Raw genomic sequence first — 15,727 nt, forward strand, 5'->3', positions numbered from 1 at the left:
TTCCATACATCACGATCCATAACCTCACCAGTGCCCTCAAAATGGGATTTCCACTGGAGAAGCTTTGCCATATAAATGAATCTCCTTCGTTAGCAGCTGTACCTGAGAAAAATTCTTGCTCATTAAAATAAATCAATGCCCTGTCTCAAAAATGCTTTCGATGAAGAAAAATTGTTTTATGCAACAAGGCCATTTTGGTTCAGTCAGCTAATTTCTTGCAAAATCCTTATTTAAGAAACAAGAGAAAATATTATTAAAAATACTCTTTTGTGTGTGTAAAAAATACGACTTCATGGGCTTTAATAACGATCCTATATTTGAAATACAACTTGACCAGCTCCACCGTCATCCATGGCATGCGTTTGCGCTTGCCGTCCAACAGATCGCCGGCAAACGGCCCGCCAGCGCCCGTACAGGCCAAGCTCATGAAGGAGCAGGGCTGCGCTCGCGGCCTGTCATGAGGGCCTTCGACCAGCACCAGCCTCCTGCCATTGACGTGGAAAAGGCTCAAGGCCAAGCTGCCCGATGCTCCATCACAAGCGCATCTACCGAGGCCGGATGAATGAAAAAACATGGGAAATTTGCGTCAGCCTGAAAAAATACGCTATACTTCAAGGCTTGGCGGCTGTAGCTCAGCTGGATAGAGTACTTGGCTACGAACCAAGGGGTCGTGGGTTCGATTCCTGCCAGCCGCACCAAAACGACAAACCCCGGATTGTTTCAATCCGGGGTTTTTTCGTTTGCGCGTGCTGTTTCACGACTGATGCAAACACGCTCTAAGCCGAAGTACGTCGCCCTGGAGCGCCAGCCCTGATTTTTCAATCTGTGTGAAGATTCGGCTCATGAGCAAGGCTTTCACCAAGGAATCGGATGGCGATGATGACGAAGACATCGGCGCCCTGCCCCCTCTGCCCACGGGCGGCAAGAACTACATCACGCCCCAGGGCTTTGCGCGGCTTAAGAACGAATTGCTGGCGCTCATAGACAACGAGCGCCCGCGCATTGTCGAGACCGTGCACTGGGCGGCCAGTAATGGCGACCGCTCCGAAAACGGCGACTATCTCTACGGCAAAAAGCGGCTGCGCGAGATCGACAGGCGCATACGCTTTCTGACCAAGCGCCTGGAGATTGCCGAGGTCGTCGATCCCTCGATTCACGCGGGCAGCGAGCAAATCTACTTTGGCGCCACCGTGAGCTATGCGGACGACGAGGGTGTGGAGCGCCGCATCACCATCATGGGCATAGACGAGGCCGATAGCGCCCAGGCACAGGTCAGCTGGATTGCGCCCGTCTCGCGCGCCCTGCTCAAGGCACGCGTGGGCGATGAGGTGGCCCTGGCCACCCCGGCCGGCGTGCGCATGCTGGAGGTGCTGGAGGTCAGCTATCCAGAACCTTCAAAATAAGTAGCAGCCAGCGCTTGCCAGCTATCAAACTTCTTGTCAATCAATGAAATTTTGGTACTGGATCAGCGCTGACAGCTATCAAAAAAGAGGTCTTGCGACCTCGATTTTTGATTTCCCGGGATGCTTGTCATTGCTTGAGCACATCCGCCCCGGCCGGCGCCTTGAACACAAAGGTGGATGCGGGCAGCGAGGGCTGGATCTGCAACTGCCCGAAGCGCAGCAAGGAACGCTGGCCGAAGCTGTCGATGATGTCCAGCGCCTGCAGCCCGCCATCGGCCGCAAAGCCTACGCGCACGCTCTGGAGCTGGCCGTTCCTGTCCTTGGGCGTGGCCTGGACCCATTGCAGCCCGCCCTCGTCGGCCTGGTTGCTGAGCTCAAAGCTGCTTTGCAAGGCCTTGAGATCGGCGGCCGACGTCAGTATCGCCGCAGGCGTGCTGCCCAGGGCCTGGCCCTGACTGCGCTCGGTGACCTGGTTGAGATCAGCGTCATAAAGCCATAGCGTCTTGCCGTCGGCGACTATGGTCTGCTCGAACGGCTTGGTGTAGACGAACTTGAACTTGCCCGGGCGCTGGAACTCGAAATGCCCGCTGGAATTCTTGGTCCGCGGCGCCTGCCCGTCCTTGGCCGGCGAGGTCACGGCCTGGGTGAAGTCGGCACGGCCGGCCTGGGCATTCTTCATGAAGGCCTCCAGGCTTTGCAGGCCGTCGGCCCAGGTCAGGCCAGCAAAGCCAACGATGGCGATGGCAGTAATGATTTTTTTCATAGCAGTTTCTCCAACACGGGCCCAAGGCCGTGGCCCCCTGATTGAGCCTGTTCCAAGGCGCTTGTTCCACAAAGAAAAGTAAACGCCACCGCCAGCCTTGCCTGCCGGCCCACGCCTACTCCCGCCCGGGAACCAGCACCTCGCGCTGACCGCTCGCCGTCAGGGCGCTGACCAGGCCCGCCTTTTCCATGTCCTCGAGCAGGCGTGCCGAGCGGTTGTAGCCGATTCTGAGCTTGCGCTGCACATAGGAGATGCTGGCCTTGCGGTCCTTGAGCACGACCTCCACGGCCTGGTCGTACATGGGGTCCTTCTCGCCGCCGCCTTCTCCGTCGCCGCCGGCTTCGCCATCGCCGTCACCGGCCGCAGCTTCGAGCACGCCGTCGATGTAGTCGGGCTCGCCCTGCTCCTTGAGATAGCTGACCACGCGGTGCACCTCGTCATCCGAGACAAAGGCCCCGTGCACGCGCACCGGCAGGCCCGTGCCGCTGGCCATGTAGAGCATGTCGCCCATGCCCAGCAGGGACTCGGCGCCCATCTGGTCGAGCACGGTGCGGCTGTCGATCTTGCTGGAGACCTGAAACGCAATGCGTGTGGGGATGTTGGCCTTGATCAGGCCCGTGATCACGTCCACGCTGGGGCGCTGGGTTGCCAGAATCAGATGGATGCCGGCCGCACGCGCCTTTTGCGCAAGGCGGGCGATCAGCTCCTCGATCTTCTTGCCGACGACCATCATCAGGTCCGCCAGCTCGTCGATCACGATGACGATGTGGGGCAGGCGCTGCAGCGGCTCGGGCTCCTCGGGTGTGAGGCTGAAGGGGTTGGGAATCGACTCCTCGCGCGCCTTGGCCTCGTCGATCTTGGTGTTGTAGCCAGCCAGGTTGCGCACTCCGAGCTTGCTCATGAGCTTGTAGCGCCTCTCCATCTCGGCCACGCACCAGTTCAGGCCGTTGGCCGCCTGCTTCATGTCGGTGACCACGGGGCACAGCAGGTGCGGAATGCCTTCATAGACCGACATCTCCAGCATCTTGGGGTCGATCATCAAGAGGCGCACATCGCGCGCCTCGGCCTTGTAGAGCAGCGAGAGAATCATGGCATTGATCCCCACGGACTTGCCCGATCCCGTGGTGCCGGCCACCAGCACGTGGGGCATCTTGGCCAAGTCGGCAACCACGGGGTTGCCCACGATGTCTTTGCCCAGGCCCATGGTCAGCATGCTCTTGGCATCGTGATAGATCTGGGAGCCCAGCACCTCGGACAGGCGAATCGACTGGCGCTTGGCATTGGGCAGCTCCAGCGCCATGAAGTTCTTGCCGGGAATGGTCTCGATCACGCGTATCGACACCAGGGACAGCGAGCGCGCCAGATCCTTGGCCAGATTCACGATCTGCGAGCCCTTGACGCCCGTGGCCGGCTCGATCTCGTAGCGCGTGATCACGGGGCCGGGCATGGCGGCGACCACGCGCACTTCCACGCCAAAATCCTTGAGACGCTTTTCGATGAGCCGGCTGGTCATCTCCAGGGTTTCGGGCGAGACGCTCTCCTGGCGCTGCTGCACGGCATCGAGCAGGTCCACCTGGGGCAGCTTGCTGTCGGGCAGATCGGTGAACAAGGGCTTTTGCCTTTCCTTGATCACGCGCTGGCTGGGCGCAGCCGACTCCTGCAGCACGGGCTCGATGATCTGCACGGGCTGGGCCGCATGCTGGGCCACGCTTTCGCTGCGCACCTCCTCCACCACTTCTTCGCGCTCGCGCGCCGCGCGTCGGCCCGCAGCCGCATCCCGGGCTTTCTCGCGACTGCTGAGCAGCCGTTGCAGCACGCCGTCAAGGCGCGCGCCCAGGCCTTCGGCCAGGCGCCCCCAGGAAAAGCGGAACACCATGGCCAGGCCGATCACGACGACACAGATCCCGATCAGGCCCGAGCCCACAAACCCCAGCCAGTGCAGGCTGGGTTGGCCCACTATGTGGCCGAAGACACCGCCAGCAGGGCCGGGCAGCAGGCTTTCGAAGCGGTAAAGCCGCGTCCACTCGAGCACGCAGCTCGCGCCCAGCAGCAAGGCCAGCCCGCCCCAGAAGCGCAAACGCCTGCGCCATAGCGGCGGCAGAACCATGCCCTCGCGCGGCACGCCCCCGCGCATCCAGCGTGCAAAAGAGGAGAACCAGGTCTGCAGCGAGGCCAGCACCAGCCACCACACCGACATGCCAAAGCCGAAATAGCTGGCATCGGCCAACCAGGCGCCGGCCCGCCCCATCCAGTTGTTGACCAGCCGCCCATCGCCCGAGGTCGACCAGGCCGCATCCAGGGACGAATAGCTGAGCATGGAGGCCAGCCAGAACACCAGGGCCAACAGGCCCATGAGCAGCAGCACCTCATGACTGAAACGCGCCACTCCATGGCGCAGGGTACCTGTCTTGGCCTTGGCGGCAGGCTTGCCCGAAGAAGAGGGATTCAGAGCGTTCAATGAATAAGTCATACGCAGGCTGGAGCTTACTCCAGGCCCTAAAAAGCGGACCTGCAACAAGCCCGGGCAACCCAATAGCCTAATACATGCCATTGCAGCCACCCCGCATACAAGCGCTTTACCTAGTTGATGAAAATGATTTTTAACTATCTAGGACATTACACAGGATACAGGCACGATGGCACGCCACAAGCGATACTTGCGGCCCTGTCTTTCGTCATCTGTCAGCGCGCGCCTTGACCGTGCTTTTTCAAAGTTCCTTCCATGTCCGCTACACAACACGCCAAAGTTCTGATCCTGGGCTCCGGCCCGGCCGGTTATACGGCAGCCATCTACGCCGCACGTGCCAACCTCAGCCCCTTGCTGGTGACCGGCATGGCCCAGGGCGGCCAGCTCATGACCACCACCGAAGTCGACAACTGGCCTGCCGATGTCGCCGGCGTGCAGGGCCCGGACCTCATGCAGCGCTTTCTCGAGCATGCAGAGCGCTTCAAGACCCAGGTCGTGTTCGACCATATCAATAGCGTGGACCTGTCCAAGCGGCCGTTCACGCTCACGGGCGACTCGGCCACCTATACCTGCGACTCGCTGATCATCGCCACGGGCGCCTCGGCCAAGTACCTGGGCCTGCCCTCCGAGCAGGAGTTTATGGGTCGTGGCGTTTCGGGCTGCGCCACCTGCGACGGCTTCTTCTACCGCGACCAGCCCGTATGCGTAGTCGGCGGCGGCAACACGGCCGTGGAGGAAGCGCTGTACCTGTCCAACATTGCGAGCAAGGTCACGCTGGTGCACCGCCGCGACAAGTTCACGGCCGAGCCGATTCTGGTGGACAAGCTCATGGACAAGGTCAAGGCCGGCAAGATCGAGCTCAAGACCTTCTTCACGCTCGAGCAGGTGCTGGGCGACCAAAGCGGCGTGACCGGCATACGCATCAAGAGCACCAAGGACGGCGCCACCGAGGACATCGCCCTGCAAGGCTGCTTCATCGCCATAGGCCATGCACCCAACACCGAGATCTTCAAAGACCAGCTGGAGCTAGAAAACGGCTACATCGTGACCCAGAGCGGCTTGAAGGGTTTTGCCACCCAGACCAGTGTTCCCGGCGTGTTCGCTGCAGGCGACGTGCAGGACCATGTCTATCGCCAGGCCATCACGAGCGCCGGCACGGGCTGCATGGCTGCGCTCGACGCCCAGCGCTTTCTCGAGCAGCAGCAATAAGCCGCTTGCAAGGTTTTCGAGCTTTTCCGCTATAATCGCGGGCTTTGCTGGATTTGAAGTTGGTTTCAGACAGCGTCTTTTCCCTGATATGCATCGCTTGATGCGCATCGAGGTGCCGGCGCCAGGCTCTGGATCCACCCATGCAATCGGGTTTACCGCCACCCTACTGGCGAGGTGAGGCCGCAGGTCATCTCCATTTCGATGGGGCTTCGACAAGCGGCTGTTTAACTGAATCGGAGTGTCCTTATGGCACGCGTATGTGAAGTCACGGGCAAGAAGCCCATGGTGGGCAACAATGTTTCCCACGCCAACAACAAGACCAAGCGCCGCTTCCTGCCCAACCTGCAGTACCGTCGCTTCTGGGTTGAGAGCGAAAACCGCTGGGTGCGCCTGCGCGTTTCCAGCGCCGCCCTGCGCCTGATCGACAAGAACGGTATCGACTCCGTGCTCGCAGACATGCGCGCCCGTGGCCAAGCCTAATCCCCTGAGAAAGAAGGAGAAACATCATGGCTGCTAAAGGCGGACGCGAAAAAATCAAGCTGGCTTCGACGGCTGGCACCGGTCACTTCTACACGACCACCAAGAACAAGAAGACCATGCCCGAGAAGATGTCGATCATCAAGTTCGACCCCAAGGCTCGCAAGCATGTGGAGTACAAGGAAGCCAAGCTGAAGTAATTCGGCAAAGCCCTGCTCCCGAAAAAACCGCCTCGCATCCGCGCAGGCGGTTTTTTCATGTCCGAACCGCTGAAGCGAAAAGGTCTTGCAGGACCCAATCCCTCAGTTCCTCCCAAGCAAAACGGTTCAGGCGGCATCCATCTGCTTGCGCATGAGCCCGCCCAGCTCGCGGTACGCATGCTCCACCTCTGGCGTGAACGGCAGCCCGCAGCTCAGGCGCAGGAAGTGCTCATACTGCCCGGTATTGGAGAACATCGGCCCGGGCGCCACCCGGATGCCGCGCGCCAGCGCATCGTCATACAAGCGGCTCGAAGAAACCTGGGGCGGCAGTTCCATCCACAGGCTCAAGCCCCCAGGCGGCAGGCTAAAGCGCGTGCCCTGCGGAAAATGGCGTGCAATGGCCTGCGCCGCCTGCTCGCGCTGCACACGCAGTGCCGTGCGCAGGCGGCGCAGATGACGCTCGTAGGCTGGCGAGTCGAGAATGCGCGCAGCCAGCAGTTGCGACCAGGTCTGCATGTTGCGCGTGCGCGCGAACTTGAACATCTGCACGCGTGCATGCCAGCGGCCTGCACTCATCCAGCCCTGGCGCAGACCCGGGGCAAAGCTCTTGCTCAGCGAGGCGCAATAGATCACGCAGCCCTCCTCCCCGACAGCATCCCAGGCCTTTGCGGGGCGCAGCACCTGGTCGGTCTCGACGAACTCGCGGTAGATGTCGTCCTCGATGAGCGCCAGGCCATGGTCTGCACACAGCCTGACCAGTCTCTGCTTGTGGGCGTCAGGCATCATGCAGCCCATGGGCATCTGCAGATGCGGCACGACCACCACGGCCTTGAGCCTGGGCTCGGTGCGGATGGCCAGCTCCAGAGCCTCCAGCGACAGTCCGGTCTGCGGACTGCAGGGAATCTCCAGCGCACGCATGCCCTGCACCTCGATGGCCTGCAGAATGCCGTGGAAGGTCGGAGACTCCACGGCCACCACATCGCCCGGTTGGGCCACGGCTTCCAGCGCCAGATTCACGGCCTCGGAATTGCCCAGGGTGGCACTCACATGCCGGGGAGCAATGCTCACACCAAAGCCCAGCGCATGTCTTGCCATGACCTCCTGAAACAGCACATGGGTGGATGGGGCAGAAGGACCATGCACCCAGATATCAGGCTGCTCGCGCAACAAGCCCGTGGCCAGACGATTGAGCGCGGCGGTATCGAACAGCGAAGGCGCAGGCATGGCACTGCCCAGGTCGACTCTCAGCGGCCCCGCCAGGCGTGCCTTTTCCAGAATCACGGAGATACGCTCGTTGACGCCTGCAAAGGCCTGGACATCGGGTTTGAGAGGCTTGCGCAGATCCGGCTCGCGCACGGCAGGCAAGGCGGCCATGGCCTGCTCCACTGGCACGCGCACAAAATAGCCCACACGCTCACGCGCCTCGACCAGCCGCGCATCCTCAAGGCTGCGCAACACCTGCAAGGCCGTGGACAGGCTGACTCTGTGACGCTGGCGCAGCTCACGCACCGAAGGCAGTTTCATGCCGGGCTTCAAGCTGCCGCTGGCTATCGCCTGTTCGTAAAAATAGGCCAGGCGCCGGTAGATGGGAAGCGTCTCGATATCCAAAGGTTTGAGCATGTTCAAAACGCCAAAGCTGCATGTTGCCGCACGCAAATGCCCTGGGACAGATACAGAACAGGCAGATTCAGAGCATAACAGTGAGACAAAATAATCAGCTGTCATGGTCTTCCGGCAAAGCAGCTGTACCTGCCCTGAAAGCGCCGGGTTTTTTACGCTCTTGCATCTCCCCCGCTTTCAGGAGCCTGGCCATGCACTTATCCGTTCACCCCATTTCCGAGACCTCGCCCACCACACCACGCCCCGGGGCAAGGCCTCATACGCTGGAGCTGCAGAGCAAGCAAAGCCGCAGCCTGTGCCTGCCCCCGGACCATGAGCTGTACTGCCTCGAAGGCCAGGCCTGGCTGGAAGCAGGTCCTTTGCTCTACGGCCAGGTCCTAGGCCAGGGCCGGCAACTGTTAGAGGCCGGCCAGCGCGTTCAAGCCAAAGAAGCCCTTTGGATCAGTATCACAGCCCGTACGGACCTGTGCCTGGCTTTGCAGGAGCTCCAGCCCCAGACGCTCATCAGCCCTTGGCCGGGAGCCTTGTTGAAGGCGCTTAAAAAGCGTTTGCGTCCTCAGAGCGTGTTCACGTTCTAAGAACGTGTTTACGATCTCCTCGGTGCCGCGCCAGTGTCTTTGCGGGATGGGATACAAAGCGCGATACCGTAGCAATAGCCGTGCTATTGCGAGGATTCGCAACGCTGTAGACCGCCCGCAAAGGCACTGGCCCGAAGGGTTGGAGCGAAATCGGGTGATTTCTTCGCGCTGTGGCTTGCTTGCACCCCGGTGCAAGCTGCGCCCCATCGCTTTGAACTCATCCCGATTGCGCTCCAACGCGGCAGCGTAGAGATCGTAAACACGTTCTAAGCCTGGGCCGCACGCAGCTTGAGCGAAAAGTCCTTGAGCGCGGCAATGCCGCTGGCCTCGGCCTTTTGGCACCAGAGCTGCAAATGCGCGATCAGTTGCTCTCGCGTCAGCGTGGTGTTCAGCCAAAGCTGGCGCAGATCCTCGCGCATGAGCAGCATCTGGTCCAGCACAGGATGCGCTGCACGGGCCTGGGCCAGTTGTCTCTGGGCTCTTGCGGGTACCTTGTCGTTGTCACGGTGCAGCCAGCGGCGCGCGGTCCTGAGCATGGAGGTGTCGGCCTTGGGCGCATGCGCCTTGAGTGCCTTGAGCTCTTGCTGCACGGCCACGCGCACGCCGCGCGCATAGCCGGCCATGACTTCGTAGCGGTTGGCAATCACTGCCTCCAGGGTCTTCTCGTCGGCCACGGGCTTGACCGCTCCCATGCGCAGCCGAGGCGGCGTCTTCTTGACCTTGGCCCAGCCCAGGGCCTGCATGGCGCGGATGTAGGTCCAGCCCAGATCGAACTCGTAGCGCTTGACCGAGAATTTGGCCGAGGTGGGATAGGTGTGATGGTTGTTGTGCAGCTCCTCGCCGCCGATGATCAGTCCCCAGGGCACCAGATTGGTACTCGCATCCGCAGCCTCGAAGTTGCGATAGCCCCAGAAATGGCCCAGACCGTTGACCACGCCCGCAGCCCAGAACGGAATCCAGGCCATTTGCACGGCCCAGATGGTGAGGCCGATCGCACCGAACAGCAGCACATTGATGACGAGCATCAGCGAAGGCCCCCAGATGGAGCGCCGGCTGTAGAGATGACGTTCCAGCCAGTCGTCCGGCGTGCCATGGCCGAACTTCTTCAGGGTTTCCTCGTTCGCAGCTTCGCTGCGATAGAGCTCGGCACCGCGCGCCAGCACCGTGATCAGGCCGCGGGTCTGCGGGCTATGGGGATCGTCCACGGTCTCACACTTGGCATGGTGCTTGCGGTGTATGGCCACCCATTGCTTGGTCACCATGCCGGTTCCCAGCCACAACCACAGTCGGAAAAAATGCGAGGGCACGGGCCCCAGCTCCAGCGATCTGTGGGCCTGGCTGCGGTGCAAAAAGATGGTCACGCCCGCAATGGTGATGTGGGTTGTGACCAGAGCGTAGAGCACAAGCTGCCACCATGACAGTTGCCACAGGCCATGGGCCATCCAGTCCAGTGCCGTATTCCAGACCCAACCTATATCCAGGGACATGCGTAAAACCTTTGGCAAAAATGGCGCTCCCGGCGCCGACTCTTCATTCTAGAAGAGCCGGCCCGACAAGGGATTGCGGCAATCTCCTAGAAAATACCGATAAATCCCTCAAAAATCACGCCTTCTTTGTCCAAGCCGCAGCAAAGAATCCATCGCTTTGGTGACGCTGAGGCCACAGCCGCAGATAGCGGCTGCCGGTTTCGCCGCCGCTGCAAAGGCCTGTGCCCTGCTCCACCTTGAGTTGCTCCAGCAACTCACCTGCATCCAGGGGGGCGAACTCTCCATGGGTCTCTGAAAAGGCCTGGGCAATGGCTTCGTTTTCCTCGGGCAGGATGGAGCAGGTCGCATAGACCAGGCGCCCGCCGGGTTTGACCAGCCGCGCAGCACTCGCAAGAATGGCCGCCTGCTTTTGCGTAAGTTCCTGGACAGCCTGCGGAGACTGGCGCCATTTGAGATCGGGGTTGCGGCGCAGCGTTCCCAGGCCCGAGCACGGCGCATCCACCAGCACGCGGTCTATCTTGCCCGCAAGGCGCTTGACGCGCTCATCGCGTTCATGGGCAATGGCTGCAGGATGTACGTTGGACAGGCCCGAGCGCGCCAGTCTGGGCTTGAGGTTGTCCAGCCTGTGGCCCGACACATCGAATGCATAGAGACGCCCGGTATTGCGCATGGCCGCGCCAATGGCCAAGGTCTTGCCGCCGGCTCCCGCACAGAAGTCCACGACCATCTCGCCGCGCTTGGCATCCAGCAGCAGGGCCAGCAACTGCGATCCCTCATCCTGCACCTCGATGGCTCCGCGCGTAAAGGCATCCAGCCGGGTCAGCACGGGCTTGCCCTGCACACGCAGGCCCCAGGGCGAATACGGCACAGCCTCGGCCTGTATACCGGCCTGGGCCAGCTCTTTTTGCACTTCGGCACGCTTGGCGACAAGCGTGTTCACACGCAAATCCAGCGGAGCTCCCTGCTCCATGGCCTGGGCAAATGCCTGAAACTCCTCGCCCAGTTGAGCCTTGAGCGGCTGCAACAGCCATTCGGGCAGGTTGTGGCGCTGCTGTTCCGCCAAATCTTCGGGGCGCACTGCATTGCAGGCATCAAGCCATTTTTGTTCCTGGGGCATGAGCGCGGCGCGCACAAAGCTCTGGGCTTCGGCCTTGGCCTGGGCACTGCCAGCCAAGAGCTGCTGGCTATGCCAGAGCCCCAGGATGGCCAGGCGCCTCTCGCGCGCACCGCTGCCCGAGCGGGCCAGGCTTTCAAACACCAGTTTCTGGCGCAGCACGGCATAGGCGGCCTCGGCCAGGGTTGCACGCTCGCGCGTGCCGAGATTGCGGTTTTCGCGAAAGAAACGGGACACCACGGCATCGGCCGGATGTTCAAATGTCAGAGTGCGCTTGACGAGTTCCGAGCAAGCGTCGAGAAGGGCTTTGGGGTGCATGGCCCGCATTGTCCCATTGCCGCCATACCCGATCCCTGTGGTGGTCACATACCAAGCCATGCCCGCATTGGGCCTACCATCCGGCTCATGCCACATTCCGCCCCGCTACCGCCCCTGCCCGCCATTTCCTGTGGCCGCTACCGCCACTACAAGGGCCATCACTACCAGGTGCTGGGTCTTGTCCGTCACAGCGAAACGCTGGAGCCACTGGTCCTCTACCGCCCCCTGTACGGTGAAGAGGCGCTCTGGGTACGCCCAGCCGCCATGTTCACTGAGGCCGTTCTCGTAGATGGTGCAGCCCATCCGCGCTTTGCCTGGATTGGCGATTAGTTTCAGCGTCCATTTGTATATTTGAAATTTATCAAATACATATCAAATACAAAATAGCGATTTCAAAAAATGGCCCATCCTGAAATTAATCAAAGATCGACATGAATCATCAAGCTGAAAAGCGCGGAACATGCGGAGAAATCATTGAATCAATGTATCCATGATTTTCCATTTTGTATTTCTAATGTAATTTAACCAGGCAATCTCCTTTTATTTCTTTTTTCCAGAAGAAAGTCCAAACCCTAATATTCGCTCGTCTTCCCTAGGAGATTGAGATGAGCGATATCACATCCGTTACCACATCGGCATACCCAGCGATTTTTCCCAGTGATTACCACTCTCTGCTGGCTCCCGCCGAGGCCGCCACCTTCTTCACCGTTCCCCTGCCCCAGAGCAGCGAATACAGCCAGCCGGACTCAAGGGACACGGCCTTGCTGGCAAGCCAGAAGCTTGCCGTCCTGCTGCAGCCAGTGCGCAGGCCGGCTGACAACAGCACGGCCGGCCTTGTGCAACCCGACGAAGCTGCGTGCATCCGCGCCAGCCCCGCTTGCAAAAACACGCTGGACCTGCCCGCAACCGTCACACCCAGTGGCCGAGCCTCGGATGCGAAAAGCATGGCCTCCTATCTTGCAGCAAGCTCTGCAATTGCGGGCCATGCCGGACTGCAGCAAAGCATGGACGAAACCGCCTGAACCCGGGACACGAACATGCGCCTTTTCACGCTCAGGCACTGCCTGCCGGGTCTGGCCATCTGTGCGCTCCAAAGCGGCTGCTCCATCATCACTCCAATTCCGCTATGGGAGCTGACCAAGGCCGCAGGCGGACTGGCAAGCACGTCGATATGGAGCTCGCCGCCACAGGCCTCCAACACTCTCTACAAGCTGAATGCACAGCCAAGCCATGTCTGCATAGAGTTCAACCCCCAGACCCAGGTCGCCGACCTGGTGCCTGCACTCCAGGCCGAACTCCAGTCACACGGCATTGGCAGCAAGGTGTATGACAGCCCGCCAGCCGCGCGGCTCTGCGACATCTGGCTAGAGTACGCAGCGCACTTCAACTGGGGAGTCACACCGCTCACAGGCGAATTGCGCCCGTATGTGAACTCGGTCCAGCTGGCATTGCGCTCCAAAAACGGGGAGCTGCTGTCTTCCAGCCAGTTTCTGCTCGACCCCTATACGAACAAGGGCAAGTGGACAGATACGCGCACCAAGGTCGGCCCGGTCGTGACCGCGCTGGTCACCGGCTTCTAGACCTACCTGCGCCCAGCTTCCACCAAGGAGTCTCCCATGCTGTTCATGTGCTTTCACCACCGTCACGATCTGGCGGCTTCCCTGGCCTTGTGTGGCGGTCTTTTGTGCGGCTGCACAGCTCCTGAAAACAGGATTGTCACAGCCCCCATGTCCGTATCAGCCACACCGCGCCTGGCATCCATAGAACGTGTCAACACAGGGAGTCTGTTTCACAAGAGCTCGTTCAACGACCCCTATAACGGCCGCGCCAAGCCCCGTAGCGTAGGGGATACGCTGAAGGTCGACATCTCCGAATCCATGAGTGCCAGCAGCACGGCCAAGACCAAGAGCAGCCGTGAGAACGCGATCGCCAACAAGGGGCCCAATGCCGACTCCAAATCCGGCTTTCTGGGCTCTTTGCTGAATCTGGATGCCGAGGCCTCGGGCAGCGACTCCTTTACCGGCGATGGCAGCGCCAGCAGCTCCAGCAGCTTCACCGGTCAGATCGCGGCTTCGGTGATCAATGTTCTGCCCAATGGAAACCTGGTCGTGGCCGGCGAGCGCTCGATTGCCATGAATGGCGACATCAAGACACTGCGCTTTTCGGGCATTGTCGATCCGCGTGATCTGCGGCCCCAGAACATCGTGGGCTCGGCCGATGTGATCAACGCCAAGCTGGAGGTCCTTGGATACGGTGAAGCTTCCGAAGCAGCCCAGCGCAGTTGGTTGCAGCGCCTGCTGACCAACAGTCTGGCCGTATGGTGACGCCGCACATTCTCCAGCAGCAGCCGTCTCTTTCTCTGCCAAGCCGGATGCTGCATCCGCCTGATATGGAGCCAGCTATGCATCTCTCACTCAAGCACATCATGGCCTTCGCCTGCATGACCACTCTCATTCCCTGCTCCGCCGACGCAACAGAGGCGGATGACGCACTGGCAGGAAGGTCCACCCAGGTCGCAGGCCAGCAACTGCAGTTGAACGGGGTGGGGGTCAGCACTCGCCTGATGTTCAAGGTCTACACCATAGGCCTGTACCTCCGGGACCCGCGCCGCACGACCGAAGCCGTGCTCTCGAGCAGCGGCCCGCGCCGCCTGATGATCCGGTTGATGCGCGACCTGTCCTCCGATGACTTCGAGAAAGCCGTCATGGACAGGCTTGCCAAGGAATCCCCGAACCTGGACGCTCATGTGGCCGAGCAAATGCAAAAGCTGAGCCAAGCCATCGCCAGCCTGCCCACGGGCCTGCGCTGCGGGGATCTGCTCACCCTGGACTGGATTCCGGACAAAGGTACCGTCATCGAGCACAATCAGCGCCGCATCGCCCCTCCCATGCAGGACATTGCGTTCTATAACGCCCTGCTCAACATCTGGCTGGGCGAGCAGCCCGCCGACCCCCGACTCAAGATCGCATTGCTGGGCAGGGAGCCGAGCTAAGAACGTGTTTACGATCTCTACGCTGCCGCGTTGGAGCGCAATCGGGATGAGTTCAAAGCGATGGGGCGCAGCTTGCACCGGGGTGCAAGCAAGCGCCAGCGCTAGAAAATAGCCCGATTTCGCTCCAACCCTTCGGGCCAGTGCCTTTGCGGGCGGTCTACAGCGTTGCGAATCCTCGCAATAGCGCGGCTATTGCTGCGGTGTCGCGCCTCGCATCCCATCCCGCAAAGACACTGGCGCGGCACCGAGGAGATCGTAAACACGTTCTAAGGCATGTCTTTCAACGCCACGTGCTCTGCCCCTGGACATTGCGCACCTCCAGCAGATAGCCGGCCCCGTGAATGGTCTTGATCAGCGTGGGTGCGCGCGAATCATCCCCGAGCTTTTGGCGCAGGCGCGAGACCAGCAGATCGATGCTGCGCTCGAAAGCCAGTATGGTGCGCCCATTGGCCTGCTCCATGAGTTGATCACGACTGCAGACCCGGCGCGGGGAGCGCAAAAAAGTGTTGAGCAGTCGAAACTCGGCCCCTGACAGCGTCACCTCCTTGCCCTCGGGCGAGGTGAGCCGGCGCTCCATGCTGTGCAGTTGCCAGCCGTCGAACTGCACGACCTCGGCCGCATCCAGCGAAGCCGACTGCCGCTGGACCGCCGCTGAGGCGTTGCGCAGCGCATTCTGTATGCGCGCCACCAGCTCGCGTGGCTCGAAAGGCTTGCCCATGTAGTCGTTGGCACCGAGCTCCAGACCCAGCACACAGTCGAATGGATTGGCCCGCGCCGTGAGCATGATGATAGGCAGCTGGGAGCGTTCGCGCAGCTCCTTGGCGAGCCGGATGCCATCCACGCCCGGCAGCATCACATCCAGCACCACCAGGTCAATCGGATGGGCCGCCAGCTGGGCCCGCATCGCCTCCCCGTCACCAGCGGCATAGGTTGCATAGCCAAAACGCGTGAGGTATTGAGTTAACAACGTGGTGATTTCCTCATCGTCGTCAACCACCAGGATGTGATGCATAGTCGAATGGGTTCCAAGACACGGTATTTCACGGGGATTTTCCGCATGAGTTTATGCAAGACCATGAGGCCATGGTCCTAAATCTCT

The 15,727-nt window shown here is 60.8% G+C and carries 17 protein-coding genes and 1 tRNA gene; 11 read left to right on the plus strand and 7 right to left on the minus strand.

The genetic code is table 11. From position 1 onward, the window contains the following. Positions 1–253: 253 nt before the first annotated feature. A complete protein-coding gene (locus G486_RS0105430) occupies positions 254–517 on the minus strand; it encodes a hypothetical protein (RefSeq protein ID WP_027014622.1) in 264 nt (87 codons plus the stop codon). 104 nt (positions 518–621) lie between these two features. Here G486_RS0105430 and G486_RS0105435 point away from each other — a divergent pair. Together G486_RS0105435 and greB are read left to right on the plus strand one after the other, a co-directional pair. After that, positions 622–698 (plus strand) — tRNA-Arg (locus G486_RS0105435). Positions 699–842: 144 nt separating this feature from the next. Then, a complete protein-coding gene (greB, locus tag G486_RS0105440; RefSeq protein WP_027014623.1) occupies positions 843–1,403 on the plus strand; it encodes a transcription elongation factor GreB in 561 nt (186 codons plus the stop codon). A 127-nt stretch (positions 1,404–1,530) separates the two neighbouring features. Here the strand turns inward: greB and lolA are convergent, their stop codons facing one another. Then, positions 1,531–2,166, minus strand: a complete 636-nt coding sequence (gene lolA, locus G486_RS0105445) for an outer membrane lipoprotein chaperone LolA (protein ID WP_027014624.1) — start codon at positions 2,164–2,166, stop codon at positions 1,531–1,533. Positions 2,167–2,281: 115 nt separating this feature from the next. Beyond that, the gene (locus G486_RS0105450) at positions 2,282–4,636 is read right to left on the minus strand and encodes a DNA translocase FtsK (protein WP_027014625.1); all 2,355 of its coding nucleotides are present in this window, start codon (positions 4,634–4,636) and stop codon (positions 2,282–2,284) included. Between the two features lie 252 nt (positions 4,637–4,888). On the opposite strand from G486_RS0105450, the gene trxB reads away from it, so the two are divergent. From trxB to rpmG, 3 genes are all read left to right on the plus strand, one after another. After that, positions 4,889–5,842, plus strand: coding sequence for a thioredoxin-disulfide reductase (trxB, locus tag G486_RS0105455; RefSeq protein WP_027014626.1), 954 nt, complete (start codon positions 4,889–4,891; stop codon positions 5,840–5,842). A gap of 246 nt (positions 5,843–6,088) precedes the next feature. Further along, the gene (gene rpmB, locus G486_RS0105460) at positions 6,089–6,322 is read left to right on the plus strand and encodes a 50S ribosomal protein L28 (protein ID WP_003058229.1); all 234 of its coding nucleotides are present in this window, start codon (positions 6,089–6,091) and stop codon (positions 6,320–6,322) included. Between the two features lie 26 nt (positions 6,323–6,348). Next, entirely contained in the window at positions 6,349–6,519 is a 171-nt protein-coding gene (gene rpmG, locus G486_RS0105465) for a 50S ribosomal protein L33 (protein WP_027014627.1), read from the plus strand. A gap of 126 nt (positions 6,520–6,645) precedes the next feature. Here rpmG and G486_RS0105470 read toward each other — a convergent pair whose 3' ends face one another. Then, a complete protein-coding gene (locus G486_RS0105470; RefSeq protein ID WP_027014628.1) occupies positions 6,646–8,139 on the minus strand; it encodes an aminotransferase-like domain-containing protein in 1,494 nt (497 codons plus the stop codon). A gap of 191 nt (positions 8,140–8,330) precedes the next feature. On the opposite strand from G486_RS0105470, the gene G486_RS0105475 reads away from it, so the two are divergent. Continuing rightward, a complete protein-coding gene (locus tag G486_RS0105475) occupies positions 8,331–8,717 on the plus strand; it encodes a hypothetical protein (RefSeq protein ID WP_027014629.1) in 387 nt (128 codons plus the stop codon). Positions 8,718–8,983: 266 nt separating this feature from the next. On the opposite strand, the gene G486_RS0105480 is transcribed toward G486_RS0105475, so the two are convergent. Together G486_RS0105480 and G486_RS0105485 are read right to left on the minus strand one after the other, a co-directional pair. Then, positions 8,984–10,204, minus strand: coding sequence for a DesA family fatty acid desaturase (locus G486_RS0105480; RefSeq protein ID WP_027014630.1), 1,221 nt, complete (start codon positions 10,202–10,204; stop codon positions 8,984–8,986). A 115-nt stretch (positions 10,205–10,319) separates the two neighbouring features. After that, on the minus strand, positions 10,320–11,636 hold the full coding sequence (locus G486_RS0105485) for an RsmB/NOP family class I SAM-dependent RNA methyltransferase (protein ID WP_027014631.1): 1,317 nt from the start codon (positions 11,634–11,636) through the stop codon (positions 10,320–10,322). An 87-nt stretch (positions 11,637–11,723) separates the two neighbouring features. Here G486_RS0105485 and G486_RS23360 point away from each other — a divergent pair, with 87 nt between their 5' ends. From G486_RS23360 to G486_RS21605, 5 genes are all read left to right on the plus strand, one after another. Further along, positions 11,724–11,966 carry a DUF1653 domain-containing protein gene (locus tag G486_RS23360; protein WP_084455057.1) on the plus strand — a complete coding sequence of 81 codons (243 nt, stop codon included), beginning with the start codon at positions 11,724–11,726 and terminating at the stop codon, positions 11,964–11,966. A gap of 275 nt (positions 11,967–12,241) precedes the next feature. Continuing rightward, positions 12,242–12,658 (plus strand): hypothetical protein, encoded by a 417-nt coding sequence (locus G486_RS0105495; RefSeq protein ID WP_027014633.1) that lies wholly within the window; start codon positions 12,242–12,244, stop codon positions 12,656–12,658. Positions 12,659–12,673: 15 nt separating this feature from the next. Beyond that, positions 12,674–13,216, plus strand: coding sequence for a hypothetical protein (locus G486_RS0105500; protein WP_051303173.1), 543 nt, complete (start codon positions 12,674–12,676; stop codon positions 13,214–13,216). A 147-nt stretch (positions 13,217–13,363) separates the two neighbouring features. Further along, positions 13,364–13,960, plus strand: a complete 597-nt coding sequence (locus G486_RS0105505; protein WP_051303211.1) for a flagellar basal body L-ring protein FlgH — start codon at positions 13,364–13,366, stop codon at positions 13,958–13,960. A 77-nt stretch (positions 13,961–14,037) separates the two neighbouring features. Then, positions 14,038–14,628 (plus strand): chalcone isomerase family protein, encoded by a 591-nt coding sequence (locus tag G486_RS21605; RefSeq protein WP_051303175.1) that lies wholly within the window; start codon positions 14,038–14,040, stop codon positions 14,626–14,628. Positions 14,629–14,908: 280 nt separating this feature from the next. Here the strand turns inward: G486_RS21605 and G486_RS0105515 are convergent, their stop codons facing one another. Then, positions 14,909–15,640 (minus strand): response regulator transcription factor, encoded by a 732-nt coding sequence (locus G486_RS0105515; protein ID WP_027014636.1) that lies wholly within the window; start codon positions 15,638–15,640, stop codon positions 14,909–14,911. Positions 15,641–15,727 lie beyond the last annotated feature (87 nt).

The organism is Comamonas composti DSM 21721, from assembly GCF_000429845.1.
GTDB classification, from domain to species: domain Bacteria; phylum Pseudomonadota; class Gammaproteobacteria; order Burkholderiales; family Burkholderiaceae_C; genus Comamonas; species Comamonas composti.